This window comes from Streptomyces pratensis (assembly GCF_037137275.1).
Lineage (GTDB): Bacteria > Actinomycetota > Actinomycetes > Streptomycetales > Streptomycetaceae > Streptomyces > Streptomyces pratensis_B.
The window spans coordinates 1-25,837 of sequence record NZ_JBBBEN010000071.1 but is presented as its reverse complement, the minus strand read 5'-3'; the positions used below and the strand labels follow the sequence as shown (position 1 = coordinate 25,837).

General features: G+C 69.2%; 26 protein-coding genes and 5 pseudogenes. 16 read left to right on the top strand and 15 right to left on the bottom strand.

Going from position 1 to position 25,837, the window contains the following annotated elements; genetic code table 11:
- From V9U70_RS07550 to V9U70_RS07540, 3 genes are all read right to left on the bottom strand, one after another.
- Window positions 1-3,068, bottom strand: a 3,068-nt coding sequence (locus tag V9U70_RS07550) for an RHS repeat-associated core domain-containing protein (protein WP_336673695.1), incomplete at its 3' end; no start/stop codon positions are given.
- Between the two features lie 806 nt (window positions 3,069-3,874).
- Complete coding sequence (locus tag V9U70_RS07545; RefSeq protein ID WP_336673694.1) at window positions 3,875-4,630, bottom strand: hypothetical protein; 756 nt, start codon at window positions 4,628-4,630, stop codon at window positions 3,875-3,877.
- On the bottom strand, window positions 4,630-5,223 hold the full coding sequence (locus V9U70_RS07540) for an RNA polymerase sigma factor (protein WP_336673693.1): 594 nt from the start codon (window positions 5,221-5,223) through the stop codon (window positions 4,630-4,632). Before V9U70_RS07540 ends, V9U70_RS07545 begins: the two co-directional genes overlap by 1 nt.
- 716 nt (window positions 5,224-5,939) lie before the next feature.
- Between V9U70_RS07540 and V9U70_RS07535 the strand changes: the two are divergent.
- Both V9U70_RS07535 and V9U70_RS07530 read left to right on the top strand, forming a co-directional pair.
- Window positions 5,940-6,375: pseudogene (locus V9U70_RS07535) on the top strand (HNH endonuclease family protein); the annotation flags it as partial.
- Between the two features lie 78 nt (window positions 6,376-6,453).
- Window positions 6,454-7,046: pseudogene (locus V9U70_RS07530) on the top strand (isochorismatase family protein).
- Between the two features lie 244 nt (window positions 7,047-7,290).
- Here the strand turns inward: V9U70_RS07530 and V9U70_RS07525 are convergent.
- Window positions 7,291-7,557 (bottom strand): DUF6207 family protein, encoded by a 267-nt coding sequence (locus tag V9U70_RS07525; RefSeq protein ID WP_336673692.1) that lies wholly within the window; start codon window positions 7,555-7,557, stop codon window positions 7,291-7,293.
- 137 nt (window positions 7,558-7,694) lie between these two features.
- On the opposite strand from V9U70_RS07525, the gene V9U70_RS07520 reads away from it, so the two are divergent.
- The gene (locus tag V9U70_RS07520) at window positions 7,695-8,045 is read left to right on the top strand and encodes a hypothetical protein (protein ID WP_336673691.1); all 351 of its coding nucleotides are present in this window, start codon (window positions 7,695-7,697) and stop codon (window positions 8,043-8,045) included.
- Between the two features lie 71 nt (window positions 8,046-8,116).
- Here V9U70_RS07520 and V9U70_RS07515 read toward each other — a convergent pair.
- From V9U70_RS07515 to V9U70_RS07505, 3 genes and pseudogenes are all read right to left on the bottom strand, one after another.
- Window positions 8,117-8,561: pseudogene (locus V9U70_RS07515) on the bottom strand (ATP dependent DNA ligase); the annotation flags it as partial.
- Between the two features lie 352 nt (window positions 8,562-8,913).
- Window positions 8,914-9,360 carry an ATP-binding protein gene (locus V9U70_RS07510; protein ID WP_336673690.1) on the bottom strand — a complete coding sequence of 149 codons (447 nt, stop codon included), beginning with the start codon at window positions 9,358-9,360 and terminating at the stop codon, window positions 8,914-8,916.
- Window positions 9,361-9,935: 575 nt separating this feature from the next.
- Entirely contained in the window at window positions 9,936-10,340 is a 405-nt protein-coding gene (locus V9U70_RS07505) for an STAS domain-containing protein (RefSeq protein WP_336673689.1), read from the bottom strand.
- Between the two features lie 115 nt (window positions 10,341-10,455).
- Between V9U70_RS07505 and V9U70_RS07500 the strand changes: the two genes are divergently transcribed.
- On the top strand, window positions 10,456-10,818 hold the full coding sequence (locus V9U70_RS07500; RefSeq protein ID WP_336673688.1) for a helix-turn-helix transcriptional regulator: 363 nt from the start codon (window positions 10,456-10,458) through the stop codon (window positions 10,816-10,818).
- A gap of 662 nt (window positions 10,819-11,480) precedes the next feature.
- On the top strand, window positions 11,481-11,771 hold the full coding sequence (locus V9U70_RS07495) for a hypothetical protein (protein ID WP_336673687.1): 291 nt from the start codon (window positions 11,481-11,483) through the stop codon (window positions 11,769-11,771).
- 174 nt (window positions 11,772-11,945) lie between these two features.
- Here the strand turns inward: V9U70_RS07495 and V9U70_RS07490 are convergent, their stop codons facing one another.
- Entirely contained in the window at window positions 11,946-12,677 is a 732-nt protein-coding gene (locus tag V9U70_RS07490; protein WP_336673686.1) for a restriction endonuclease, read from the bottom strand.
- Window positions 12,678-12,693: 16 nt separating this feature from the next.
- Complete coding sequence (locus tag V9U70_RS07485; RefSeq protein ID WP_030595027.1) at window positions 12,694-12,903, bottom strand: hypothetical protein; 210 nt, start codon at window positions 12,901-12,903, stop codon at window positions 12,694-12,696.
- Between the two features lie 165 nt (window positions 12,904-13,068).
- On the opposite strand from V9U70_RS07485, the gene V9U70_RS07480 reads away from it, so the two are divergent.
- A complete protein-coding gene (locus V9U70_RS07480; protein WP_336673685.1) occupies window positions 13,069-13,308 on the top strand; it encodes a hypothetical protein in 240 nt (79 codons plus the stop codon).
- A gap of 468 nt (window positions 13,309-13,776) precedes the next feature.
- The gene (locus V9U70_RS07475) at window positions 13,777-14,214 is read left to right on the top strand and encodes a hypothetical protein (protein ID WP_336673684.1); all 438 of its coding nucleotides are present in this window, start codon (window positions 13,777-13,779) and stop codon (window positions 14,212-14,214) included.
- 39 nt (window positions 14,215-14,253) lie between these two features.
- Here V9U70_RS07475 and V9U70_RS07470 read toward each other — a convergent pair whose 3' ends face one another.
- From V9U70_RS07470 to V9U70_RS07460, 3 genes are all read right to left on the bottom strand, one after another.
- Window positions 14,254-14,814, bottom strand: a complete 561-nt coding sequence (locus tag V9U70_RS07470; protein WP_336673683.1) for a Uma2 family endonuclease — start codon at window positions 14,812-14,814, stop codon at window positions 14,254-14,256.
- A 67-nt stretch (window positions 14,815-14,881) separates the two neighbouring features.
- Window positions 14,882-15,169, bottom strand: a complete 288-nt coding sequence (locus V9U70_RS07465; RefSeq protein WP_336673682.1) for a helix-turn-helix domain-containing protein — start codon at window positions 15,167-15,169, stop codon at window positions 14,882-14,884.
- A 184-nt stretch (window positions 15,170-15,353) separates the two neighbouring features.
- A complete protein-coding gene (locus tag V9U70_RS07460; protein ID WP_336673681.1) occupies window positions 15,354-15,647 on the bottom strand; it encodes a hypothetical protein in 294 nt (97 codons plus the stop codon).
- Between the two features lie 243 nt (window positions 15,648-15,890).
- Here V9U70_RS07460 and V9U70_RS07455 point away from each other — a divergent pair, with 243 nt between their 5' ends.
- Window positions 15,891-16,391, top strand: a complete 501-nt coding sequence (locus tag V9U70_RS07455) for a hypothetical protein (protein ID WP_336673680.1) — start codon at window positions 15,891-15,893, stop codon at window positions 16,389-16,391.
- A gap of 15 nt (window positions 16,392-16,406) precedes the next feature.
- Entirely contained in the window at window positions 16,407-16,961 is a 555-nt protein-coding gene (locus tag V9U70_RS07450; protein WP_336673679.1) for a GNAT family N-acetyltransferase, read from the top strand.
- 57 nt (window positions 16,962-17,018) lie between these two features.
- Here V9U70_RS07450 and V9U70_RS07445 read toward each other — a convergent pair whose 3' ends face one another.
- Window positions 17,019-17,516 (bottom strand): hypothetical protein, encoded by a 498-nt coding sequence (locus V9U70_RS07445; protein ID WP_336673678.1) that lies wholly within the window; start codon window positions 17,514-17,516, stop codon window positions 17,019-17,021.
- Between V9U70_RS07445 and V9U70_RS30690 the strand changes: the two genes are divergently transcribed.
- Complete coding sequence (locus V9U70_RS30690) at window positions 17,436-18,236, top strand: AMP-binding protein (protein WP_473828691.1); 801 nt, start codon at window positions 17,436-17,438, stop codon at window positions 18,234-18,236. The genes V9U70_RS07445 and V9U70_RS30690 overlap by 81 nt on opposite strands.
- Before the next feature lie 257 nt (window positions 18,237-18,493).
- Entirely contained in the window at window positions 18,494-19,720 is a 1,227-nt protein-coding gene (locus V9U70_RS07435) for a NucA/NucB deoxyribonuclease domain-containing protein (protein WP_336673677.1), read from the top strand.
- 52 nt (window positions 19,721-19,772) lie between these two features.
- On the opposite strand, the gene V9U70_RS07430 is transcribed toward V9U70_RS07435, so the two are convergent.
- Window positions 19,773-20,237 (bottom strand): hypothetical protein, encoded by a 465-nt coding sequence (locus V9U70_RS07430; RefSeq protein WP_336673676.1) that lies wholly within the window; start codon window positions 20,235-20,237, stop codon window positions 19,773-19,775.
- An 88-nt stretch (window positions 20,238-20,325) separates the two neighbouring features.
- On the opposite strand from V9U70_RS07430, the pseudogene V9U70_RS07425 reads away from it, so the two are divergent.
- Both V9U70_RS07425 and V9U70_RS07420 read left to right on the top strand, forming a co-directional pair.
- Window positions 20,326-20,727: pseudogene (locus tag V9U70_RS07425) on the top strand (HNH endonuclease); the annotation flags it as partial.
- 98 nt (window positions 20,728-20,825) lie between these two features.
- Window positions 20,826-21,529: pseudogene (locus V9U70_RS07420) on the top strand (transposase family protein).
- Between the two features lie 7 nt (window positions 21,530-21,536).
- Here V9U70_RS07420 and V9U70_RS07415 read toward each other — a convergent pair.
- The gene (locus V9U70_RS07415; RefSeq protein WP_336673675.1) at window positions 21,537-22,982 is read right to left on the bottom strand and encodes a glycosyltransferase family 39 protein; all 1,446 of its coding nucleotides are present in this window, start codon (window positions 22,980-22,982) and stop codon (window positions 21,537-21,539) included.
- Window positions 22,983-23,201: 219 nt separating this feature from the next.
- Between V9U70_RS07415 and V9U70_RS07410 the strand changes: the two genes are divergently transcribed.
- The 3 genes from V9U70_RS07410 to V9U70_RS07400 form a co-directional block, all read left to right on the top strand.
- Window positions 23,202-23,882, top strand: a complete 681-nt coding sequence (locus tag V9U70_RS07410) for a response regulator transcription factor (RefSeq protein WP_336673674.1) — start codon at window positions 23,202-23,204, stop codon at window positions 23,880-23,882.
- Window positions 23,869-25,440: a sensor histidine kinase gene (locus tag V9U70_RS07405; RefSeq protein ID WP_336673673.1), complete on the top strand. Its 1,572-nt coding sequence runs from the start codon at window positions 23,869-23,871 to the stop codon at window positions 25,438-25,440. The genes V9U70_RS07410 and V9U70_RS07405 overlap by 14 nt, the downstream gene beginning before the upstream one ends.
- Before the next feature lie 201 nt (window positions 25,441-25,641).
- The coding region (locus V9U70_RS07400) for a hypothetical protein (RefSeq protein WP_336673672.1) at window positions 25,642-25,837 on the top strand (196 nt) is incomplete at its 3' end.

The following is a 25,837-nucleotide window of genomic DNA, read 5'->3' as shown; positions in this document are numbered from 1 at the left end:
AGTCCGGTGGGGTCGATGCGGTTGACGGGGTCGCCTTCGGCGTAGAGGTAGGGGTTCTGTTCCTGGCCGGAGGGGTCGGGGGTGGTGAAGCGGCCGATGTTGGGGTCGTAGTAGCGGGCCGCGTAGTGGTAGAGGCCGGTGGGGTCCTGGTAGCCGCCGGCGAAGCGGTAGGGCTGGGGGACCGTCTCGGTGGTGGTGGGGCGCTCGACGCCGCGGGGGCTGTAGCCGTACGTGTTGACCTTGGTGCCGGTCTCGTCTGTCAGGGCGACGACGCTGCCGAGTGCGTCGGTCAGGTAGTAGTGGTTCTTGCCCCCGCGGGTCATGGAGTTCAGCGTGCCCCCGGGCTCGCGGTTGAATCCCGTGTCCACTCCGGCCGTTGAGGTGGCGGACAGGCCGAGGGGCCCGTTGTGGAAGAAGGTGTCGCCGAGCTTGATCCGCTCGGACTGGTCGGTGGAACCGTACTGCCCGGCGTAGGTCTTGCCGCCGGTGGTGATCGACGTCATCTGGGAGTAGTCGGTCCATTTGACGCCGGTGCGGGTGGACTCGGGGGTGGAGGCGCCGGCGGTCTCGTTGCCGATCTTGTCGTAGGACCAGCTCGTGCTGGAGCCGTCCTTCGCGGTGATCTGCTGGGCGTCGTTGACCGTGTAGGTGGTGCCGCGCGGGCAGCCCTTCTCCACGCCCTGCGAGGTGAGGTTCCCGGCGAGGTCGTAGCAGTACTGCCAGGAGGCGTTCAGCGTGCTGCCCTTGTTCTCCGCCGCGTAGGCGAACCGGCCCGCGTTGTCGTAGCTGTAGGTCGTCTTCGTGCCCGAGACCGCGTCGGTGTTGGTGCGGATCTTGCCGCCGTCCTTGCCGTCTTCCTTGGCGTAGGTGTAGGCGAGGTCGACGAGGGTGCCCTTCGGGCTGGTGGCCTTGATCTTCTCCGGGCGGCCGGACCTGTCCGGGGTGACTTCCTGGACAGTGCTGCCGGGGTAGGTGGTCTTGGTGCGGACGTCGTTCCTGTTGTACTCGTACTTCGTGATCTTGTTGTTGGGGTCCTTCAGTTCCTGGAGCTTGTTGACTTCGTTCCAGCTGTAGTCGGTCAGGCCCGCCGGGTCTTTGTAGGTGTCGACGTTGCCTGCCGGGGTGTAGGCCAGCACCGTCTGGGAGCCGTTCTGCAGGGTGCGGACCGTCTCCCGGGAGAGCGGGTCGAACTCGTAGGTGATCACTCCGGTGCTGTCGGAGCGCTGGGTGAGGTTGCCGTCACCGTCGTACTCGTAGGTGACGGCCAGGTAGTTGGAGGAGTCGACCTTCTTCACGCGGTCGCGGTGGTCGTAGGTGTAGAGGATGGTGATGCCGCGGGCGTCCTTGGCGGAGGAGACCCGGCCCAGCTCGTCGTAGGTGTAGGTGGTGGTGCCGAGCGGGGCCGGGGCCTTGACCGTCTTCAGGTTGCCCTGGGCGTCGTAGGTGAAGGTCGTGGAGACCGACTTCGAGGCCGTCATCTTCGTGGTGGCCTTGCAGACCTGGCCCTCGAAACCACCACAAGTGGGAGCGGCGGGGTTGTAGTCGAAGGACTGGTTGCCGCCGCCCGTGCCCTGGACAGCGACGGACTTGGTGTTGCCCGCGGTGTCGTAGGTGTAGTCGGTCTTCTCGTCGTCCGCCGTCGTCAGAGTCCCGGGCAGGTCGGCGCCCGCGATCGTTTGGTAGCCCGTCACGCTGGCGGTGGCCCCGGTGGGGAGGGTGGAGCCCGTGGGGTTGTTGCGGGAGTCCCACCCGTAGGTGGTGACGTTTCCGGCGCCTCCGCCCACGCCCATGGCGTCGGCGGCCTCTTCCACGTTGTGGTTCGCGTCGTACTTCTTGGAGCGCGACCGCTCCAGCGCGTCGGTGACCTTCTCGACCTGACCGTCCGCGTCGTGCTCGTACGTGGTGGAGTGGTTCTCCGGGTCGGTGGCCGTCGTCGTACCGGCTGCGTCCGGCGTGGTGGCGGAGTAGGTGTAGGTCCAGGTGGGGCCGGTGTGGCCGGAGCCGTTCAGCTCGGTGGCCCGGAGCATGGAGGTGACGCGGTTCTGGTCGTCGTAGGTGAAGACCGTCACCCGCCCCTTGGGAGTGGTGATCTTCGTCAGACGGTTCGAGGAGTCGTAGCCGAAGAGCGTGGACTTGCCCTCGGTGTCCGTCGTCCTCGCCAGGTCGCCGGCGGGGTTGAGGTCGAAGACGGCGGTGCGGCCGGTGTGGTCCTTGGCCTGCCACTGGTTCGGGTAGGTCTTGACCAGGTCGATCCACCGTCCGGAGCGGGTTTCGGTGATCTTGAAGCCCTTGTGCTCCGTGCCCCCGTCGTGCTGGGAGACGGTGATGGCACCCCTGTTGCGGTCGGTGACCTTTGACAGCGTGCCGTACTGGTCGTAGGTGTCCTTGGAGCCGGACTTGCGGTCGGTCAGCGTGTAGGTGCCGTCCGTGTTCTTCTTGAGGTCCTTGGAGTACCCCTTCGGCGTGGTGAAGGTGCCGTCGGCGTTCTTCGTGAAGGACGCCGCATCCCCGGTGGCGCCGAAGAGCACCACTTCGCTTGCGTAGAGGTCGAGATAGCGTTCGTACTCCTGCCACCACCGCTGCGACACCTTGCCCCAGGGGGCGTCCAGCGAGTTGTAGGTGCGGGCCAGCCGCAGTTTTTGCCCGACGCCGGCGACATCGAAATCGGTCGCGGCGAGCATCAGGTTGCCATTCGACAGGTTGATCCTCGCTACCAGCGAGTCTGTGACCCGGACGTCGGAGATCTGGTGCCAGGGCACTGCCCCCTGCCCGCGCGGCACCCAGTTCCGCACACCGGCCGACGAGCGCGCCTGGGACGACGAGGTGCTGCCACCGGCCCTGGCCCGCTCTTTCTGGGCGGACTGCCAGGCAGCCTCCGCCGCCGACGGCGAGGATTCCCCTTCGTTGGTCGGGGGCCTGTTGGCACCGACCTTGACCGGCGGCACTGCCAGCGGCTCGGCCTTCTTGCCCCACACAGAAGTGGGCCCCGGATCGGGAGCGGGTGAGGCAAGCGCGGGCAGCGAGCCGATGCCGAGTGCGAGCACGGTAACGGCCGCGCTCAGAGACATTCTGGCGGTGATACGGGCGCGCCGAAACGGCGTGCCGGAAGCACGTAAAGCCATGCGATTTCCCCCACGGGACACGTAGACACAGTGACCTCTTCGGCCACCGGAATCCCACACGCTGCCACGGGTCCTTCACGCGACACGAACAATTTCTCGATCAGAAACACGTAAACGTGGCAGAACAAGCCGACTTAACAGTCCGATTTCTCCCGGAACGGCGTCAAGCGTGCTCACTCTTTCCTCGTGACAACTGTTCCGACGTCAACAAATCGGGGCCGAAAACCGACCGGGTGTGCCGCAGCTCTTCACCCTTGAGCGCGTGAACAGATCAAGTGGGGAAAAAGGCGCATAAATAAGCGAGGGGTCATGGAGCAGTAGGGACCGAGAGCGAGACCCGGCTCCACAGAACCAACCGTCCATGTCACTCCTTCGGCCGACACTGCGGGACGGGCACTGGCGGGCCAGCAGCTGTCCGCGCCAGTCTGGACAGTCGCCGACCCGCGTGTCCGCCGAGCGCTCGCCTTTACAGGTTGCTCTCGACCCACCAGAAGACGAGTCCGACCGAGCCGGTGCCGATGCCGTAGCAGGCACCGCGCAGGAGGTGGGCGGTCATGAGGCGGCGCCGCCGTGCGAGCCGATGGCGGAGTCGAGCAAACTGCCTGTTCTGGCGCAGTTTCTGGCTGTTGCGCTTACTCTTCAACGTAGGTGTTCCTGTCTCGTCTGTCGGGCGTTGCTGGAGTGCCGTGTGGGGAGCCCTTCCGACCAGTGGCCTGGTAACCGTTGTCGGGGTTGAGGGCTCCCTTCGTGTGTCAGCGGGCTGCTAGTTCCTGCGGCAGGGACGGGCACCTCATGAACTCCCGCAGCGCTTGGTTCTGCGGGAGTTCGCGTCCGAAGCCTTCGGCGATGTCGGTGCGGTGGCGGATGGGCTGGGGCAGGTGCCGGTCGGTGAATCCGAGGATCTGTGAGTAGGTGCGCCAGATCCTCGCGTCGGACCCGTCGCCGACCGCGGCGTGGTGGGCGGCGAGCAGGTGGGCGGCGAGAGCGTCTCCGGCGCCTGCGGCGAAGCGCCACCAGTACAGGGCGCCTTCGTGCTTGTCGAGGGTGTACAGGAGGCAGGCGAAGGTGCGCGCGCCGGCCTGGTCGTAGTGGGCGGCGAACTCGGCGAGGGTGTCGACGTCGTTGGATCTCAGGACGGTGTCGCACAGCTGCCGTACGTACGCGACGACAGCGAGCGCGGAGACGGCCGGGTGGGCCGGGATGATGGGGACGGGCCGGCGCCGCACGGCGCGGCGGGGCAGGGGCCGGGTGGCGCCGCGGGGCCGGGAGTACATCGAATCAGGTGTTGCCGCCGGCGGCGGGACCTGTGTGACGGACTCGGAGTCTTCGGTCGGCACGGTGTCCGTAGCTGGACCGGATTCGGGGCTGCTGCCCCCGTACCGGACCCGTGGTGGGCGGGCGTCCTCGGCGATCCGGGCGGCGAGCCGGTCCATGAAGTCGTCGGTGTCATGGCGGATCGCTTCGTCTCGCACGTCGCGGATTCGCTCCGCGAGAAGGTCTTCCAGCATCAGGAGTCCCCTTTCTCCTCGTCAGGAAGTTCCGACAGCAGGTCCTTCATTCGTCTGTGGCCTTTCGCCCCGTTCGTTTTCGCCGCTCCTTCGGTCATGCCCAGACGGGTCCCGATCTCCGCGTAGGTCAGACCGCTCAGCTTGTTCATCTCCCAGCACTGCGCCTGTGCGGGGGCGAGCCGTCGCAGCTTTTCCAGCGCCCGGTCCAGCCGGTCGCTGGAACGCAGGTCCATCAGGTAGGAGCTGTCGGGCCGTTCGGTCAGGGACTGCTCGCGCCCGGCGGTACGTGCGGTACGGCGGTAGAAGTCGGTGATCTTGTTGTCCAGAATCCGGTGCGCGAGAGCGATCGGGTTCGGATGAGCGAGGATCCGCTCCCACTTCCTGTACATCACCAGCGCGGCGTCGCTCAGCGCCTCGTCCGCGTCCCGGGGGTCGTGCAGCCGGTTCACGGCTATCCGGAAGAAGGTGTCCTTGTGCTCCCGGAAGAACGCCTCGAAGTCCGCGGGGAACTTGATCCGCTGGGGCTGCGGCTGGGACTCGGGTTCCGGTTCCGGACTGGCCAGTTCGAATCCCCGGCCGAAGGTGTCAGTCACCGGCTGCCCCGCGCGGCTCCTGGGCCTGCGGCCGTGATGCGAGGTGCCGGCGGAAAGCCGCAGTCGTACCGGCCTGCAGGGCCGTACGTCCTACGACGGCTTCGAAGCACACAGTGAGCATCCGGAGCGCGCGAGCGCGGGCGGGCACGGACCGGGTCTGGTGGAGCTTCACGAAGCCTCCTTCATTACGCAGTTGGGACCCCCGGAGGCCGCACCATCGCGACCAAGAGGTGGAACACAGCGTGTCCTCACCCTTACTCACCGAACTCGAACCCCCTCAGAGTTACCTCTGAGACACACGTTCTCCATGGAATGTGCCCGTCCGGTTACGTACGGTTGCCCCCACCTGCACTGTCGCCACCTGTCGGTGACGCACGTCACAGCCCGCGCGAAGGACGCGCCACGGCACGCCACCGGCGCACCACCCGCACCGACTCAGCCACGCCGACCCGACCCAGGCCGAAACTCGCGCGGCAGCCGACCCAACGAGAGCCCCGGCGCAATCAACGCCCACCAGTTCGCCGTGGACGGCCCGAACGCCGTAACAGCCCCGGCCCGCGTGGCGCTCACCCGGCATACCTGCAGCCATCTGAACGTCGCGCCTACGGGGCGCGTGGGTGCCGCGGCCCGTCGCGGTTCACCCAGCCTGCGGGAACGTCGAAGCGGACCCAGCGATGCCGGGGCCGTAGCGGAGTGCCGCCCTGTCGAGGGCCGTCGAGGCGGTCGTGGCGCCGACGGTGGAGGCCGGCTGCAAGCTGACCGGGGGGGGGGACCTGGATCAGCTATTACGACGGCCAGGAGGTCACCAGCGCCGGGGCCCTGGACATCGACCACATGGTCCCGCTCGCCGAAAGCTGGGATTCCGGTGCCTCCGCCTGGACCGCGGCGCGGCGGGAGGCCTACGCGAACGACCAGGGGGCGCACGTCTCGCTCGTCGCGGTGACGGCCCGCAGCAACCGACAGAAGTCCGACCAGGATCCGGCCGACTGGATGCCGCCGTCCCCGGACGCCCAGTGCCGGTACATCTCAGAGTGGGTGTCGACCAAGCTCCGCTGGCAGCTCACCGCGGACGACCGCGAGCTGGAAGCGCTGAAGGTCTACGCGGAGGGCCCGTGCGAGGACACCATCGTCCGCTACACCCCCGCCCCGTAGTTGGCTCACCCGGTCCCGGGCGCCTGCCCCGGGACCGGCTTTTCCCGTTCTGATCCGTTGTGCTGAAGGGTGTGTGTGATGAGCCGAGGATTGATCGTCGTGGACGTGCAGAACGACTTCTGCGAGGGAGGCAGCGTCCCCGTCACGGGCGGCGCACGGATCGCCACCCGGGTCGCAGCGCTGGTGGATCAGACCGCGGGCACCGACTACCAGTACGTCGTCGCGACCCGGGACCACCACATCGATCCAGGAAGTCACTTCTCGGAGAACCCCGACTACAAGGACAGCTTCCCGGTCCACTGCGTGGCGGGAGGCGAAGGAGGCGAGTTCCACCCCCACTTCGCCCCCACGGCCGCCGGCGGCAAGGTCGATGCCGTCTTCTTCAAGGGAGCCCACAGCGCTTCCAAGAGCGGCTTCGAAGGCGCCGACGACCAGGGCACGCCCCTGGCGGACTGGCTGCGTGCCCGCGGGGTGGAGGACGTCGATGTGGTCGGCATCGCCACCGACCACTGCGTGCGGGCGACCGCGCTGGACGCGGTCAAGGCCGGATTCCGCGCCCGTGTCCTGTGGACTACTCAGTCGGTGTAGCCCCTGAGACGACGGCGTCGACCCTGGAGGACTTCCGCCGGGCGGGAGTCGCCGTCTCCGGCGCGACACCCGTACCGCAGTAGGGAGAAGGCCCGCGTCCCGTCGGCACCCGACGGGATGGCGGGGCGATACGGTCCGGCGCATGGTCCGTGCTGCGGGCCCGCGTCAGCTAGCCCGGCGCGATGACGCGGACCGGCAGGCGTGGTTAGCTCGCCCGGGCGACGCGCGAAAGCTTCCCAGACGGGCTTCGTATCCACGCTGCACCGTCCGGGCCGCCTGGCGGGTGGCGGCATGCCGGACGTCCTTCGGAGGAGCTCTTTCGCCCGGTCACTGGTCGGGCATCGCGGTCTGCCCCTCCCTGGCCGGGGGGAGGCCGGCTTCGCCACCTGGGTTGGTGCGCCGGATGTCCGCGTGCACCCGGGCGCGGACGCCGGGCTGGGCGGGATCGCGCCGGATCGCGGTGATGCCGGAGGTGGCCCAGAGCTGTTGCAGCTCGTCCATCAGGGCGAGGGCGGTCTCCTCGTCGGCGGCGGTGATGTCGAGTACGACGAGCCCGGGCTCGCTGACGTGGCGGGCGTCGATGACGGAATCCATGCCCGGTGCGACGACGCGGCCGCCGGTTCCAGTTCGCGGCCGGGGTGTGCGCCACCCGGATGAATGAGCGAAAGATGTGAGGTTGTCCTGCCGTGTGCCGCTCGATTCCGGTATTCGAACATGCGTAGCATTTTGGTGTGACGAGGTACGACTTCCCCCAGGATCTGCGCGACGCCCAGACCGCTCTGCACCAGGCCCAGTCCGAGTACGACCAGTACGTACGGACGCTGCCCTGGTCGGCCGAGCCGATGCCCGGCTGGCAGGCGGACAAGCAGCTCCATTCCGACTACCGGCCAGCCAAGCCGGACAGCCCCGGCTACACCGAGGAACAGCACCGGCAGGTCGCCGCCTACCGGAAGCTCCTGTTGGAGCTCAGCGCCCAGGTGAGCACTCATCCCTTCTGGCAGACGCTGGAACCCAGCAACGTCGTCTCCGGCCGGATGCAGCTGAAGCACGTGGATGATCAGCCCGTGGGCGAGGCGGCGTAGCGCTGGCCGGACGCGACGCATCGGGCCTGACGGACCGGGCATCCGGCCCGTGCGGGGAACCGCCGGCGGGGTCAGGTGCGGTCGCCGGGGGCGAGGTCGGGGCGCAGCCGGTGCCAGGAGGGGTGGCGCAGACGTCCGGTGCGGGTGCGGGCCGCGTAGCCGACCTGGCCGACCAGATGGGGGAGCACCCATCGGGCCCCGGCAACCCAGGGGGATCTCGGCGAACGGGCAGGTGTCGATGGCCGTGGCGTGGAGAAGGCCGGCGAGGCAGGTGCGTTCGGCCCGGCTCCAGCCGGTACCGACGCTGCCCGCGTAGTGCAGTTGCCCGCCGAGCTGCTCACCGACCAGGACGGCACCGGGCAGTCCGGTCAGCCGACCGCGCCCGGGCACCCACCCACCGACCACGACGTCGGCGGTACGCACGAAACGGATCTTGATCCAAGACTCCGACCGCACTCCCGGTTCGTACTGGGACGTGAGCCGCTTCGCGATCAGTCCTTCCAGTCCTGCGTTCCGGGCCGTTTCCCAGGCATGGGCGCGCCCCTCCACCGGTGTCGCCCGGTCCGGGCCGGGGGCCTGGTGCGGCACTACGGCCGCTCTGGCTGCGGAGCCGGGGACCGGCATCGCGGCGGCGGCCTGGAGACGGCCCGGGATCACCGCGCCGACGGTCTCGTGCGGCGGGTGCGTGATCACCTCCAGGAACAGCGGCACCGGCCACGCCCGGCAATCACTTCCACCGCCAAGTTGGCATTTCCAACTGAGGCTTGCACATCCATCTCCGCGCGCGGTTGAGGCAACCGCCTCGGATTCCTCTCTCCTGCGGCGGCTCAGGGGATCTGACCCCCGGGCCGCCGCAGGGCTCGTTTGGTCAGGTGGTGCCGTCGGGGCTGAGAGCGTGGTCCGGTGCGGGGTATCCGGGCGGAACGAAGCAGGCGGTCACAGTCTTTCCGTCTCGTTGCGGATGGTGTTCCCAGCTGTCGGACAGTGCCTCGACGATCGTGAGGCCCCGGCCGCCTGTCGCGTCAAGGCCCCGGTCGGCCGGGGCCGGCGGTTTCGGGCTGGCGTCGTGAACGCTGACGTGGAGGCAGGTGCTGTCCCAGGTCAGGACGAGCTGGGCGTCACTATGAGCGTGCTTGTGCGCGTTCGTAATGAACTCGGTCACGGTCAGAAGCACCGAATCCACCAAGTCGGGTGCGTTCTGCGCCCATTCCAGCGAGTCGAGATGTCCCAGCGCCCAGCGGCGCCCGGCCCGCGCCCCTTGGGACATAGGGAAGGACTGCGCCCAGCCCACCGCCCTCATCTCAGAATCGGCCACGCCGGTGCCTCTCATTCCTTCATCAGGGGGGGGGCCAGGGTTGTTCGTCGTCTTCCGCCACTTCTCCTACCCGCCCGCGTGGAGATGACGTCCGCTCGGCTCCAGGCCGCGTTCAGGTGCGGTGCCCCGGACCGGTCACGGCGGGAACGCCTGAGGGCTCGACCAAGTCCTCCACGAGGTTGAGCATGTCGGTGTGGCTGTTGACGAAGAGGTGGGCGGCGCTCGTCCAGGACCGTGTCGTGATGCGGGAGCGGAGCGGTGGGCGGGCGCGGCGGGGGCGGGCTGCTTCGGCGGGCGGCGCGGTGTCGGGTGGTGGAGAGGAGAGCGGGCTGCGGTGGTGAAGACGCGGGGCCGACGGGCGCCACCGCGCGGCCTCCGGAACCACCGCCCGAGACCCGGGAGATCACCACCGACGAGGAAAGGTCTAGACCTAACGGTCGCGGGTAGACGGGGAGAAGAGCCCCGGTGCGCCCCACAGGGTTCCGCCGGACAGTCCTCCGGCAGGACACCGCCCCGGGGTTCACCCCCGCCATCACCTCCACGGGCGCCCTGAACACCCGGCCAGCCGGACTGGGTTACGAGGCGGCGGCTTCCTCGATCGTCTGGTGGATCTTAAGGACGCTGTCGACGCCGGAGATCCCGAAGAGGCGCCGTACCTGTTGTGAGGGTGCGACGATGCGCAGCGATCCCGTCTGGTGGGTGAGGATCAGCAGGTTCAGAAACGCCGAGTCGGCGAAGGTGACGGCAGAGGTCTCGAGGACGACCTTCGGGTACTGCCTGGCCGCGGTGAGCAACGCCTCTCGGAGCGGCGCGATCGAGCCCAGGTCGTACTCGCCGGACGCGTCGATCACCCAGACGCCGCGGTACTCGTACTGCCGCACCTCGGAACCGTACGAAGCGTCCATGGTGATCAACTCCGGGGCCTGGGCCCCGCTGGCGCTGCTCGTGCGCGTCGACACGGCGGCCTCGTTCCAGAACACCTCGGGCTCCTTCCGTGCTTCTCCCGTACGGGAACACGGGAACAGGTCATCGGTTACCGGAAAAATATGTCATGCAACATGCTTCCGGCAACCCGCGTCCCCTAAAATGGTGGGCATGGCCGCTGTACCTGAGTCCCACTCCGGATGGACGTTCATCACCAGCCACGCCCGCGTGCTGGCAGCCATCGCCGACAACCCGAACATCCGCATCCGCGAGATCGCCGCCCACTGCCGGCTCACCGAGCGCGCCGTGTCGCGGATCATCTCCGACCTGGAACAGGGCGGATACCTCTCACACACCCGTCAAGGACGCACGAACACCTACCGCATCGGCCCGGACAAAGTCCTGCGCCACCCCGCCGAAGCCGGCCTGCCCGTAGCCTCCCTGCTCTCCCTGCTCGTCCAGGACGAAACCGAACGCACCGGCACACCGGCCACCCACGAGCAGCATCCGGCGGACATCACCGCCGCGAGGTAGCGTGGGACCGCCCCGGGACGGGCTTCCCCCGGCCCGTTGAGCGACGCGAACCTGGGCAGCGCGGAGCGGGGGCAAACAGATCTGCGTGACGCGAAGACGGATGAGGGCCAGGTCGACTGCGATTCTGTGCGCTGACAGATCGTCGGCTGCTGAAGGGCATCCCCAGACCCCCACTCGCCGCAATCCCGCCATGGCGAAAAGTCGCTGCTGGGCCTGCGCAGCGCCATCATCCTGATGCTCGGCATCCTCGTCCCGGCAATGCCCTCTTCTTCCACAAGATCATCGCCGAATAGGGCGCGGCCCGGCGACGGCCCGACCGACTTGCTCTGAGCCCCCGTCAGAAAAAGCCCGGTGCGGGGCTCACGACCTGACGACCTGTGACCGACGCACTGCCCCAAGCTTTGACCACGGTCAAATTACGATGCCTGTCAAAGTGTGTACCTGGCCCCCCTCCTACCTGCCGCGTCCTCGTTGGGCGGGGCGGGCTGCTTCGGCGGCGCCACCGGGCCACCCGGAAGGAAGCCGTCGCCCTGGTCGGCACCCTGCTCTCCATCCGCTACAGCACCCAGCCCCACGCCAAGACCGCCACCACAACCGGCCATCGCCGCCGGCCAGCGCGCGGAACAACGTTCCCCACGGACCCGCTCGGGGCCCTGGTCGCCGTGTTCGAGGAGCGCCTGGGCTACTCCATCACCGTGGTGACCACGGAGAACGACAGCATCATCAACGGGGCGCTGGAGTCTCGGCCCGGCGGCGGCACCGCGATCGTCGTCCCGGCCGGCACCAGGACCCCCAACCGGCGCCGTCATCTCGTGTGCCGGGGCCTGGCCCGCTGCCTGTACCGGGAGCCCGGCCACCGCACCGGCCGCATCGACTACTCCACCACCACCGAGCAGGAAATCGAGTACACGGCCCTCTTCCTCGGACGCCACGTCGACAACGCCCAGCAGTGACGCCGCCGCGCCCCGGAGCTGTCCTCCGGGGCGCGGCGGCGGTCGTTTCAGGAGGGGGTGACACCCCATCCGAGGTCTTGGTCCTGCCAGGCGGTGCGCGGGTTCGGTGTGGTGGTCATGGCCCGAGCGTACGACCAGCGAACCGCTCGGCGCAGGCCCGCGACGGTGTGCGCTCTACCGGCCTTTGCGGGGCGGAGGAATCTTCGGCAGGAGCTCCCACAAGGGGCGCCCGCCGCTGGCCCAGGTCGCCAGGGTGCGCCGGTCGGCGAGGTGCATGCGCAGCTGCGCCGCGAGGGGTGCGCAGCGGGTGGAGAAGCGGCCGTTGGTGACGACCAGGACGACGTCGGCTCCATAGAGCTGGCGGGCGGTGCCGTTGACGCGCTGGAGGTCGGGGGTGCCGACCGGGGAGCCGCGGTCTCCGTCGCGGCGGTGCTTTACCTGGATGACCCAGGAGCGGCCCAGCGGGTCGGTGGCCAGGACGTCGGCGCCGTTGTCCCCGGCCCCGCCGATCTGCCGGGCGTCGGTGCACCCGTCGCGGAGCATCAGGTCGCGGATCGCGTACTCGAAGTCCCGGTGGTGCAGGCCGTCCAACTCGGGCAGCCCGTAGCGCAGCGCCTGCTGCCGGACCCGGTCCCAGGCCTGCTGCTGGCGGTACCGGTGGACCCACACCGTCCCGCCGACGGCGGCGAGTGCCCCGAGTACGACCAGGGCCCACCAGTTCACCAGCAGCCAGGAGATGACCGCCCAGACCAGGGCGAGGCCCGCGACGGCACCGAAGCCGAGCAGGAGCAGCTGGTTGTCGCGGTGCTGCTGCCGGCGCGAGCGGCGGCGCCGCAACGGGGTGCTGCGGCGTGCGGGGCGGCGGGCCGCGGGCCTGCGGCGGGGCGGCGGTCGGCGGTTGGCCATCGGGCGCGCTCCGGTTTCAGCGGGAGGAGTCGGTGACACCGGAGGCGAGCTGGCCCAGGAAGTCGCCGATGCCCTCCCCCAGCGGGGTCGGGGCGATGACGACGCCGAGCGCGAGCACGATGATCACGGTCAGCTTCTCGTCGTTCCTGCTCCGGGACTCCGTGCGTCGGCGTAGCCGCAGCAGGACGATGACGGCAAGCAGCACTCCTACGTTGATGGTCAGCATCCCGCCCCGCCCCTGGATCACCCTCGGTCCCGTTCCGACCCCCTTATGTATCCGCAACCTGAACCGTTGTGCCTGGCAGTTGCCGGATGATGACGCAAAGCGACTGGTTGGCCGGATCCGTCGCGGGGGCAGTTGTCCTCGGTGATGCCCGATAGGCTCGCCGCCATGAGCGAGGACCTTCACCAGCAACTGACCGCGTATGACCGGGCGGTGAACATTGCTGGTTCCGCCTACCCGGAGATCTCCCGTGACGAGCGCGGGGCCCGCGAGCTCGCGGGACGCCAACTGGCTCAGCACGCCCCCAGCAACCGGACGTCCCCGACCTGCCAGGGATGCGACGGCGGCCCGTGGCCCTGTTCCACCGTCCAGGGCGCGATCAAGTACGCCGACCCCCGGTACAACTGACACCTGGCTTCCAGGCCGGGTGCCGCACCAACACCATCGTCAAGGACACCCGCCGGTAGCCCCGCTCATGCCGACGCCGCGCCCCCGGAGAAGGGGCGCGGCGTCATTTGTTCAGGAGGCGGTGACGCCCCATCCGGGGTCCCGGTCCTGCCGGGCGGTACGCGAGTTCGGCATGGTGGTCATGCCCAGCAGAGTACGTGCGGACTCTCTGCAAGGACACCCGTCTGCGTTCGCTCTCGAACGTCTGCACTGAAATCCGGTGGCGCATACGCTCGCTCGTAGACCGCACCGAAATGGAGTGTGTGGAGTAGGGCTGGTGCCTTACAGGCTTGGTCCTGGGATGGAGTACGACCGGTCCGCAGTGGCTCCGGCAGTTCACGTGACCGCCGGGGCTTTCCCGTGGGCGTACCCGCGTGTGCCGGATGTCGTTGAGGAGGGGACGCGACAACGAGTTAGGGGGTTCACAACGTGCTTCCCGCCGATTCTGGCACTCCGTGCAACGACTGCTCGGGGCAGTCGCACTACGACCACATCCACACCGTCGACCGGCTTCCCCGCACGCGCTACACCGACGAGCACATCGTGCGGCGCGGCTACGCGGTGGACATCGCGGGGCACCCGGGCGCCGGGCTTCCTCGGAGCTGGGTCTTCTTCACCGATCTGGAGCCAGCCGTCGTCTTCGGTCGCGCCGCCCGCATGTCGAGTTACGACATCAGTCACTACGGGGTCAGTGAGGCCGCGCGTGAGAACCGGTGGAGCGAGCGCGCGCACACCGATGTGGCGACCCTCTGCATCAAGCGCGGATCACATCTGCGTGACCATGCCACGGAACTGCGCCTTCTGAAGCGATGGGTCCAGGGCTGCCGCCCCGACTCGGTCTACTACGAGGCACCGCCATCCCGGTAGATCCTGCGGTCGGCCGCGCGGGCGTCCGTCGCCGGGGTTCTACCGGCGGGCGAGGACTGCCGGGTCGAAGGAGACGGGGAAGGGCGCCTCGATCCGGGCGGTGGCTCCGGCGAGGTGTTCGGTCTCGTCGTACGTCCCGGCGTGGAAGTCGCCCGCGAGGACGCGCGGGGCGGGGTCGAGCTCGATGCGCCAGTAGTGCCGGATCCCGGCGGCTGCGTACAGCGACGGCTTCAGCTTCCGGTCGGTGACCCGGGTTGAGGGAGAAGCGATCTCCACGACCAGGAGCACGTCGTGGCCGGGCACCGCCGCGGTCGCCTGCTCGGCTGCGGCCGCGTCGACGAGGACCAGGTCCGGGATGAGAAGGCCGTCCGGGACGATGATGTTGATCGCCTCGAACACCTCGATGTCGGCGGCCGCCGCCACGGCGGCCTGTTCCAGGAGGTTGTCCAGGCGGTGCGAGGCGCGCTGGTGCGGCAGGCCGGGGACGGGGCTCATCATGAGCTGCCCGCCGACCAGCTCGACGCGCTGAGCGGGGTCTTCGGGCAGGGCCAGGACGTCGGTAAGCGTCCAGGGGCCGACGTGGCTGTGGGCAACGCTCATGTCTTTTCACCTCCCGTAGTCCCAGTGTGGCCTATCGGGCGGGGCCGGTCCTGGTGTACGGCGACAGTCACGGGTGGGTGGTGATCTGGGCGGCGCCCGGGGCGGGGGCGCGGCGGCCGGCGGGAAGACAGTGAACGGCGCGGTCGACGCCGACCAGGAGGTCTCCGACGGGGATGCCGTAGTGGGCGGAGAGCTTGTCGACGTCGGCCAGCGACCAGGCGGTGGTGCCGGCCTGCTTGCGGCTGATCTGGGTCTGGTTCAATCCGAGCCCGGCCGCGAGGTCGGCTTGCCGCTCACCGGTGAGATGCATGAGCGCGGCGACGGTGAGCCACAGAGTGCCCTCCGTACTGGGCATATGCGTACTCCGCATCAGATATGCGTCGAGGTCGGGGGGTGTTGCCCGGCGTGCGAGGCCGCGTGGCCCTCGCCGACGGCTTGGTGGCTTCTGATCATCGCAGCCGGTGATCGCACCCCGCCCTACGCCTGCGGGCATTGGCTGGATTCGCCGCACCTGACCGGGAGCCATCGACGACGTGCCCTCAGATACGCCTGTCGTCCAGGTGGGCGAGAGCGCGGGCGTAGGTGTCGGGGTGAGCCAGGGCGTAGGCGTATTCGTCGGGGTGGCGGGTGAGGCGGGCCACCACCCACGCGGTCTGCGCGTCCATCCCCAGGTCGGCTGCGGCCAGGCGGCGCGCCTGCCACATGGTGCGCGGGGCGAGAAGCCACCGCGATATCGAGAGCTGGAGCCGCCCGATGCCGGGGGCCGCCGGGCTGGGCCGGGCTGTGGCGGGAAGATCGCCGGGGGCGAGGCCGGGAGGGCTGGGGTCGGTCACGTCCGCGAGTGTGGCCACGACCGCACCGCCCGGAACGGAAACCGGGGCGGAGGTCACCGGAAAGGACGGCCTGGCAGGTTGCAGATTGACGCCAGGGGCTGGCACACCGCAATGTCTCCGCCGTTCCGGGCCGAAGTCTTACGGGGCCCAGTCCATGAGGGCGGAGGCAATCTTGCGGATGCCGAGCCCGTGCGCGGCCTCCTCCGTCAGGTCCGCGGCCTGGTCGACGCTCACCTTCACAGGGTGTCCACTCGTCTTCAAGGACGCGGCGGCCGCGGTGGCCGCGTAGACGCTCGCGAGACCGTCGAGCCGGATGACCTGGACGAGCTCGGCGGGCTGCTGACCTTCCCGGCGGAGAAGGAGCTCTACTACCGGGTGGAGACGGAAGTCCTCCTCGGCCAGGGCGCCGCGGGCACGGCGACGGGCGCGGCCGCCGAGCAGGCGGTTGCCGCGTTCAGCGATCGTGATGCCCCGTATTGGGCGTTCGGTGACGAGGCCGGGGCCCGCTGCAATCTGGCGGGGTCCGTCTCCATGACGAGGAGCTCGACGGGGCCGTCGGTGCCCTGCGGCCGGTCCTGGACCTGCCGCCCGCGCAGCGCAGTCGCGGGGTCGTCGTCTCCGCCCAGCGAGTTCACCGCGCCCTCGCGCAGCCCGGTCCGGTCCTCGCTGCTCGCCCGGGAGCTCCGCGAGGAGATCACTCAGTATTCTCCGGCCGCTCTCCCGCCCGTCGCCCTGCGGCGCTGACCGTAGAGTCCAGCCATGTATCCGATCAGCCGTCACAGCCGGCGTCTCCACCTGCGCGAGCTCCGCCCCGATGACGCGGAGGGTGTGTTCGCGATCTACGGCGACGCCCGCGCGACCGAGCACATGAGCTTCGATCCGCGGACCCGCGAGGACGTCGAGGCGATCGTCGCCCGGTCGATCGCATCGGCGGCCGCGGACCCGCGCCAGGAGTACGCCCTGGCCGTCACCGGCACCGATGACGGGCGGCTGATCGGCTTCGGACGTCTCGCTCTGGACTCCCATCAGCCCCGGGGCGCGACCTTCGGCTTCGCGCTCAACCCCGGCACCTGGGGCAACGGCTTCGGCACCGAGACGGTACGGCTGCTGCTGGCCTGCGGCTTCGAGGACCTCGGCCTGCACCGGGTCTGGGGCGCCCGCTCCCCGCTCAACATAGCCTCCGCCCGCACCATGGAACGCGCCGGGTTCACCGAGGAGGGCTATATCCGTGAGCACGTCCAACGCGGCGGTCAGTGGAGCGACTCGGTCACCCACTCCATCCTCGACCACGAATACGCCGCCGTCGCACGGTGATCACGGTTCCGGGGCGGCTGGGGTGCGGCGTTCCCCCGAGGCGTCGCACCCCAGCCGTCACTGGCCGCGTTCGGTGGTGCGTCGCCGCCCGCGTGCGGGCGGGAGGGTGGCGGCTGCTTCGACTTCCTGCGGGGTCCCTTGCCGGTCGGGGTTGTCCGGGGCGGTGAGCCGGTTTCGCAGGGTGGTGTAGGTGACCGCGCACTCGCTCATCCGGCTGATCTGCGACAGGGTGTATCGGCCGCCGAAGACCTCGTACGTAGCGGCGGCGGGCCGGCCGGGGCCGCGCGTCGCGGGGGGTGTCCTGCGGGGTGACGCCGCGCTCGGGGCTCCGTCCTTCGACGCCGGGGCCGACGCGGGGGCCGCCTCTGGGTCCTCCCGCACGGCCCTGGCGCGGGTGGGGGCGGCCGCGCCCGCCGTCATGAACGTCGCGCGGAGCTTCACGCGACGGTCACGGTCCAGGGACTCGTCTCCAGGCTGGAGGGTGGGAAACGGCCGGGCGCGCCGCCGCACCACCGCCATCGTCCACGCCCGCGACATGGCGGTGAAGAACTCCACCCGCCGACTGCGCGTCTACGGCCTGGCCGGTACCGCCCGCCCGGTACCTCGACACGGGACCCGGCCGTCACGGGGAGGACCCGCGCTGATGCTCGACGCCCCCGCCCACACCCTGCGCCGCCGCCCCGGCCGGTCCGCCATCTCGGGACCACCCGCACCGGGGCCGTCCGCGCCAAAGCCACCTGCGGGGAGCTGGCCGATCTCGCCGACCGCTACACCGCCGCCCTCCTCTCGCGGGGCGTCGCGCCTGCCGGCGCGGTCGGTGTCACCGTCCGCCCGGGGCCGCGGGCCCTCGCGGTGATGCTCGCCGTGCACCGGCTCGGCGCACGGGCTGCGGTGCTCGACCCCGGTGCCGGGCCGGACGTGCTGCGCGCCCACCGCGCTCTGGCCCGCCCCGAATCTCCTCGCCGACGCCACCGCCCAGGCAGTCGCCGGATGGGNNNNCCGGCGACTGCCGGACCTCGCCGAGCTGGGGCCGGTCACCACGGTCGGGCCGCGGCTGCCCGGCTGCACCCCCGCCCTGGACGCCGATGTCCGGGCCGTAGCGCTTCCGGCCCCGGTCGACGGGGACCGCGACGCGGTCATCGTGTTCACCTCGGGCACTACCTCACGACCCCGCCCGGTGGTCCACACCCGCTCCTCGCTCGCCGCCTACCAAATTCGGCCAAATGTACGAATACTTGCGGCCGTTTTGACCACCTAGGCACGGATCTGCGATAGGCAGAGACGTTCGTGCCGGGCGTCGGCACGCGAATCGAGGAGGCCTCTTGTCTCGGATCCACTATCGCCATGCCCGCCACAGGCCACAGGTGTGGGCAGCCCTGGCTGCCGTAGCAGTACTGCCGTTGGGGATGCCCGGAAGCGCGTCAGCCGGCTCCAGCCCGGACAGGACGGAGATACACAACTACACGCTCCCGGCAGGGGCCACCGCCCCGTCCCTCAATACGCTGCAGCGCCAGGGGGAGAACTGGAAAGCCGTGCTGCCCGTAGCCGCCGGGGCACCCGGGCAGGCACCGGCCGAGGCAGTCACCCCGGCCAGCCTTCACCTGCGCAAGGCGCCGAACCCGTCAGGAAAGGTGACCGATACCGGCGGCCTGTCTCCGGCTGCGGCAACTTACCCCGAACCGTCACGGACCATGACAAGGGACGAGTGCAAAAAGGGCCTCCAAGGAGGCCAGCTGTTCGCCGTCAAATCCCGGTACGCCATGTGCACCGGAACGCAGTTCGTCCAGACCTGGGCACAGCGCGGTCGTCCTGTCGGGCAGAGCACGTTCACGCTGTGGGTGATCGAGACGGTTCCGAAGAAGGCGGACCGCACGGTGCAAGTGCAGTACTTGTTCACGGATTTCCACAAGAGCGGTAGCACGAAGACCAGCGGTCTGAAGGTCAACACCGACGGTGATGTGACCACGTGGCCCAAGACGGCGCAGAAGAAGTACGGCGGGCAGGTGCCGCCGACACTCAGTTTCGATGCGCTGAAGGCCAAGCCCGACTACACGCACACCGTGCTGGTGCAGGCGGGGCAGGGCACTGGCAAGGATGATGTGGTGCAGATGGCCTACGAGCCGTTCGTGCAGCTCTCCTTCCCCGCGCCCTACACCTCGCCGAACACCGACCGCACGAGCGTCGGCCTGCTGGTCGGCCGGTGGGATGCGGCAGCGTACCTGTTCAACAAGACCGGCGGCGGGGACAAGAAGAAGATCGGGGGTGCGGCGCTGCCTCTTATGGTCGAGCTCCCCTACAGCTCCAAGGCCGGCGCGTTGGAGGAAGCCGTCGCCGTGCACCTGAAGGACGCCCGTTCCAACCCGGGCGTCACCAAGCCGGTCAACACCAAGAAGTCGGTCCCCGGCTTCGACCTGAACAAGCCGCTGCACCGGCTGCACCATGACACCAGCCGCTACAACGCCAACCGGCGTGCCGCCATTGCCACCTGTGTGAAGTACTGGGGCCCCGACTATGCCACCAGCGTGCCCGGGGTGAACCGTGAGTGTGACGAGTATCCGTTCGCCAGCACCTACGAAGGTGCCGCGCAGCATGCCAAGGACAGCAGCAAGCCGAAGGACAACTACTCCGCACGGCCCTTGCCCAAGGCCGACAACGGAGCCGCCGGCAACATTCTGAAGGCGTTCATGGACCGCAACCGGATCCTGGACGGGTTCAACGGCCAGGAAGAGGTCGACGGCTACCTCGTGGCCGTCTCCTGAGCATCGCCTCTCCCCCGGATGTCCGCCGGGGGAGAGGCGGGACGGATCGGATTTACGCGGCGGCGGGCCAGAACTGCGCCAGGTAGCGCTCCACGCCCTCGGGAACCTCGACGGGAGCCCGCCGGGCGACCTCCGCCCGCCCCGCGCACGAGACCCGCACTTTCCACAGTCGGTCCGCGACGCCCAGGTCGAGGCGGGCGTCCCCCACCGCGGCCTCCACCGACAGCACTCCGGTCGAGGCGTAAACCTCCGCCTCGTCCCGCGCTTCCCAGGGCTCGCTGTCATCGGCGGGCGGCTCCCCCGTCCACACCTGCCAGACCAACACGGCCGTGTGAGTGTGGCCGGCGCTGCCGAAATCCAGGCGCCGCTCGAACACGGTCAGCAGCGGCGCCTCGTCCTCCATGTTCCGTTCTTCGGGAAAGGGGACGGGGACCGCCAGGTCATCCTCGTCCTGCAATGCGAACCCGTAGAAGTCCACGCACACATCGATGGTGTCCTGGGTGACCAACTCCGCCATGCAAACCCCTCCGGGCACCAGCCTCGTCGTCACGTCGCCGTAACTATACCGCCGCGGTCTCCTGGCGGGCCTGGGGCCCGCCGAACCGGTGGAGGCCGACGACCCCAAGCCCTCCGCCACCGGCACTACCACCCCGCCCGGGGCTCCCGGCGGGGCTCCGGACGGGGGCGGCTTGTCCCTCGCGGACGCCATCAAGAACATTCCCGTCGCCGAGGAGAAGCGCACCGGGTACGAGCGCGACTCCTTCAAGCACTGGGGCGACGAGGACGACGACGGCTGCCCGACCCGCCAGGAAGTCCTCATCGCCGAAGCGCTCACCGCCCCGGAGCAGGGCGCCCGGTGCACGCTCAGCGGCGGCAGCTGGCTGTCGTACTACGACGAGGCCGAGGTCACTGACGCGAAGAAGCTCGACATCGACCACATGGTCCCGCTCGCCGAGGCCTGGCACAGCGGCGCCAACCACTGGACGCCCGAACGACGCGAGGCCTACGCCAACGACCTCGACGCGGAGCGCTCCCTGGTCGCGGTGGGGTTCCGTATCCTGCCACGCTCGACGTCCCGCATGAGCTCGTCGAGCATGTCGCCTGGCTGCTGTACGAGCACCGCCGGACCCGTAACACCCGCTGGCGCAAGCTCGGCTGCTTCAAGCAGGCACTGCTCGCGCTGGTCCATCTGCGGAAGAACGAGACGTTCGCGCAGCTCGGAGCCGGTTTCGGGATATCGCAGGCCACCGCCTGGCGGTACGTGGACGAGGCCTTGGGCGTTCTGACCTCCTGGGCGCCCGGCCTTCATGAAGCCCTCACCGGCCTCGGTGAGGCGACTACGTCATCGTTGACGGCACCCTGATCCCGATCGACCGGATCCGCGCGGATGAGCCGTACTACTCGATGAAACACCGCAAGCACGGCATGAACGTGCAGGTCATTGCCCGTCCTGACGGCACCCCACTGTGGTTCTCCCGCGCAACACCCGGCCGCACCCACGACCTGACCGCGGCCCGTGCCCACGGCATCGTCCAAGCCTGCCTCACCCGGCAGATCCTCGTCCTCGCCAACCGCGCCTACCAGGGCGCCGGCGCCACCTTCCGCACCCCCTACTACCACCACCGCGAACAGCCCGAGCACAACCAGCAGTTCAACCGCGATCACGCCCGACTGCGAGCTCCGGGCGAACGCGCCTTCGCCCAGTTGAAGTCCTGGCGACTACTCCGGCGAGCAAGATGCTCCACCCGCCGCATCAGCACGATCGTCCAGGCCATCCATACGCTGCTGACCTGCAACTATTCAGGATGAAAGAGGTTCACTGACCGCAGCACTTCTGTGCTGTCCATCTGGTGTCCGGTACGAAGCGATGGGGAGGGCCATATTTCGGATGTATTCGAGTATAGAGCGTCACTCTCGCGCCGTTGACCTCATTCGTCGTGTGCGCACGGAAGTGGCATCGCAGAGTGTCCCTTTTCGCTTGTTCTCGCGGATTCCCGGGCGTGTGCATTCCTACTGCCCTCACCACGACGATCCGGTCGAACTGTTTCATACGTGCGGCAATCTCTGGGGCGGGGCGCTCGACACCCGCGAGGGTGTTCGATGCCACGGGGTCCCGCGCCAGGGCGATATCGACCAGGAGGCGGGTGCTGTCGGGTTCGGCGGCGGTCAGCGTCCGTTGCTGACCAGAAAGGTAGAGCAGCCCGTCGCCGGGGCGGCCTTCCGTGCGGACGGCAGCCCCGATGGCTGTGGCGTCGTTACTCCGGCTCTGGGGCGTCCTCAGCGAACTGCTCAACGGTGCGAGCGCGACCAGAGCCGCGGGCACCGCGACGTACACGGTCCAGGAGTATCGCGGCCGCCTGTGGACGTACTCCAGGAAGGCACCCAGCAGGAGGGCGAGCCCAATGTCGCTGAAGAGGACATAGCGGTCCACGAAGATCGGCTTGGCCAGGGAGACGATCAGCAGCAGAACTCCCGGAAGCACGAGAAGCGGCGCAGCAAGTGCGGTCAGCTGGATAGTCCCTTGGCTCCGCAGGGGTGCTCGTATGCACACGAGCCCGACAACCACCGCAACCAGCCAGGGGTAGGGGCGCACCGGTTCGCCGATCCAGGACACCTGCTCCGACTGCCCCGCGCTGACGATCGCCAGCGGCAACAGTGCTGCCACTACGCCGGCAGCGGTGGCGCTCCACGCCTTCAGCACTGCCTTCGAAGGGTGCGAGACGATCAGCGTGACACTGTGTGCGGCAAGGGCCAGAACCGCGAACTCGTGGAGCAGGCAGGCTAGGAGCATGGCGAAGCCATACACGGACCACCGCCAACGGCCGCGCCGTGACGAGCAGATCACCAGGGCACAGGTCGCCCAGGTGACCAGTGCGCAGACCATGGCGTAGGACCGGCCCTCCTGCGCGTACTTCTGCACCTGGGGGAGGAGAGCGAACACGAGCCCGGCCGAAACTCCGGCACGAGGTCCCGCCAGACGCAATCCGAGAAGACCCACTCCACCCGCCGCAGCTGCCATGGCCAGTACGGACGGGAACCGCAGGGAGAACAGCCCGGTGCCGAATACGTCGAAGACGACATGCATCACTGCGTAGTACAGAGCGTGGACGAGGTCGACCTGCTGCACCGTCTCCCACAACTGGTACAACTCGCGTTGCGCGAGCCCGTAGGTAACGGCCTCGTCCCCCCACATCGTGTTCTGCCTGCGGATGCCCCACAGCCCAAGAGCAAGGGACAGTGACGCGGGGGCGACGACGGCCACGGCCCTCACCGAGACGCAGGACAGCCGGGCAGCGGGCGGCCGCCCCGGAAACCCGGCGGCGGGGGCGAGGGCGGGCGCATGTACAGCGAGCGACATCGTCGGAAGGGCCTTTCAGGAGGCGTGGACACCGCCAGCGTGCCCGGCCCACTTGACCGACTGCTGACCCAACCTGACCGGCCGATCAGGAACGGCTCCGGGCCCTGTGCGAGGCTACGAAACATGCGCATCCTGGTGGTCGAAGACGAGGTGGACCTCGCCCGCACCCTGCATACCGGCCTGACGGCCGAGGGGTACAGCGTCGACCTCGCCCACGACGGGCGGCAGGGGCTGTGGATGGCCAGGACAGGCGCATACGCCGCTGTCGTCCTGGACTTGATGCTGCCCGGCCTCAACGGCTACAAGGTCTGCGCCCAGCTGCGCCGCGAACGCAACGCGACTCCGATCCTGGTGCTCACCGCCAAGAACGGGGAATGGGACCAGACGGAGGCACTGGACACGGGCGCCGACGACTACCTGGCCAAGCCCTTCTCCTACCTGGTGCTCGTCGCACGGCTCCGGGCCCTGGTCCGACGTGCCGCGGTCGTCGCCCCACCCGTCCTCGCCGTCGGGGACCTCTCGCTGGACGTCGCCGCCCGGGTCTGCCGCCGGGCCGGAGCCCGGGTGGACCTCACCGCGCGGGAGTTCGCCGTACTGGAACTGCTGGCCCGGCGGGCGGGGCAGGCCGTTTCAAAGGCGGACCTGCTCTACCACGCGTGGCCCGATGACGCCCTGGACCCGAATCTGGTGGAGGCGCGCGTCAGCGTTCTGCGCAAGAAGGTGGACGCCCCGTTCCACCGGCAGTCCCTGCAGACCGTGCGAGGCATCGGCTACCGGCTGGTTGACGACCGTGAACACGGCTGAGTCGCGACGGCGCTGGTGGCCCCGGTCCGTACGCTCCCGTACCGCTGTGACCGTTGCCTCGACCGTCGCAGCTCTCCTGGTCGCCATCGGCTGGTGGCTGCACCACGACGTCTACCGTCAAAGCGCCCAGATCGCCGAGGACCAGGCCCAAGCCCCGCTCCTCGCGCTCGCCGACCAACTACGGCAAGGAGTGGCCCCCAGCCCGAAGAGCGCCGTGCCGTACGAGGTCGTCGCCACCGGCCGCAGCACCCCCGTCGCGTCCGGAGGAGGGATGGACGCCTTCCCTCCCGGCAGCCACCATGTGCTTCCCGCGCCACCCGCCTCCTCCAGACCCATCGATGATGACGATGGGGGCTTCGGCTACGCGAGCTACGAACTGCGCGTCCCGGAGCGCCCCGACGCCACCTCGGCCGGCGGCTTCGACCTGGGCGGCGAAACCTACCCTGTACTCACCACCGACATCTGGGCCGGCGAACTGACCCGAGAGCAGGGAGACGCCCTAGGCGTATCCCCGGACGCCACCTTGCGTGTCTATGTGGTGGTACTCCCCCACACCGCCGACGCGATCACCGCCAACATCGATTTTCTGCTGCTGCGAGCCGCACTTGCCGGCCTGCTGCTGATCTCCACCGTCACCTACTTCACCGTACGCATCGCCCTGCGGCCGGTCGAAGCGATCCGCACCGCCACCGCCTCGGTCACCGCCGGCGACCCGAGAGAGCGGGTCACCGTGCCCGCCACAGGACACGAGATCACCGCCCTGGCCACCACCATCAACACCACCCTGCAACGCCTCGACGAGGCAGCAACCCGACAGAGACGCTTCGTCGCGGACGCCGCGCACGAACTCCGCAGCCCCCTCACCACCCTGCTGACCAGCCTGGAAGTAGCGCTCGCCTACCCCGAACGCACTGACTGGCCCGCCGCGGTCGACACCGCAGCGCGGCAGACCCGACGCCTTCAGAACCTCGCCGAGGATCTACTGCTCCTCGCCCGCCTCGACGCCCACACACCCACCGTGGACAGCGGTTCCACCGACCTGGCCGCCCTGGCCCACCGCCTCATCGAGCAGGACGAGTCACCGGACCGACCGGTGACCATCACGGCACACACCACCGCTCCCGCATACGTGTACGGCAGCCCCGGCGACCACGAACGACTCCTGCGCAATCTCATCGACAACGCCGCCCGCCACGCCACGAGCCGCGTCTGGATCACCGTCCGGAACCAGCTCGAACACGTCGAACTGACCGTCCACGACGACGGCCCGGGCATCCCCGCCGAAGAATCCGAGCGGATCTTCGAACGTTTCGTCCGGCTGGACGAAGCCCGGACCCGGGGCCACGGAGGCACCGGCCTCGGCCTCCCCCTCGCCCGCGAACTCGCCCACCGCCACCGCGGCAGCCTCGTCCTGGTCCCCTCGGACCTCGGAGCATGCTTCCATCTACACATCCCCCGAGTAACCCCGGGCCGTCCTGACGCCAGCACCCTCCGAAGAGACCGCCCTGACGGTGCGAGGACTGTCGACCGATCCACTCCGGACACTCCTGCGCGCTGACAGACCGACAACCACTGCACCCGATCGGCACACCCCGCCGACCCAGGCGCCGGAGAGCTCCCGCCCGGCGATACCACCGGCCCGCGGCTGCGCCAGTACGCCGACGACGTCGAAGGCGTCCGGTTTCTGTACTGGGTGACCGCGCTGAAGAGGGTGGTCGTGGTCGCCTTCATCGAGGTGTAGCAGCCGCCCACCACCCTCGTGCTGCTCGTGCTCCTGGCCGTGGTGCCCGGCGTCTTTCGGGAAGCCGCGCAGTATTTGCACGATCCGCTCGGCACAGGGGCGTCGGGCCTTGACCGGGACCTTGACTCCGGATCCTGGACACGGGTTGAGCGGCTGCTGCCACTGCGTGATGCCCGGGTCGGCCCGCGGCGGCACCGCGGCCTCGCGGTGCGCT

Excerpts from the sequence above, each read along its gene's own strand:
- V9U70_RS07545 (WP_336673694.1), bottom strand. The coding sequence starts at position 4,630 with ATGCTGGAAGACCTTCTCGCGGAGCGAATCCGCGACGTGCGAGACGAA.
- V9U70_RS07525 (WP_336673692.1), bottom strand. The coding sequence starts at position 7,557 with ATGGATTCCGTCATCGACGCCCGCCACGTCAGCGAGCCCGGGCTCGTC.
- V9U70_RS07500 (WP_336673688.1), top strand. The coding sequence starts at position 10,456 with ATGGCCGCTGTACCTGAGTCCCACTCCGGATGGACGTTCATCACCAGC.
- V9U70_RS07490 (WP_336673686.1), bottom strand. The coding sequence starts at position 12,677 with ATGGCCAACCGCCGACCGCCGCCCCGCCGCAGGCCCGCGGCCCGCCGC.
- V9U70_RS07485 (WP_030595027.1), bottom strand. The coding sequence starts at position 12,903 with ATGCTGACCATCAACGTAGGAGTGCTGCTTGCCGTCATCGTCCTGCTG.
- V9U70_RS07480 (WP_336673685.1), top strand. The coding sequence starts at position 13,069 with ATGAGCGAGGACCTTCACCAGCAACTGACCGCGTATGACCGGGCGGTG.
- V9U70_RS07470 (WP_336673683.1), bottom strand. The coding sequence starts at position 14,814 with ATGAGCGTTGCCCACAGCCACGTCGGCCCCTGGACGCTTACCGACGTC.
- V9U70_RS07465 (WP_336673682.1), bottom strand. The coding sequence starts at position 15,169 with ATGCCCAGTACGGAGGGCACTCTGTGGCTCACCGTCGCCGCGCTCATG.
- V9U70_RS07450 (WP_336673679.1), top strand. The coding sequence starts at position 16,407 with ATGTATCCGATCAGCCGTCACAGCCGGCGTCTCCACCTGCGCGAGCTC.
- V9U70_RS07430 (WP_336673676.1), bottom strand. The coding sequence starts at position 20,237 with ATGGCGGAGTTGGTCACCCAGGACACCATCGATGTGTGCGTGGACTTC.
- V9U70_RS07410 (WP_336673674.1), top strand. The coding sequence starts at position 23,202 with ATGCGCATCCTGGTGGTCGAAGACGAGGTGGACCTCGCCCGCACCCTG.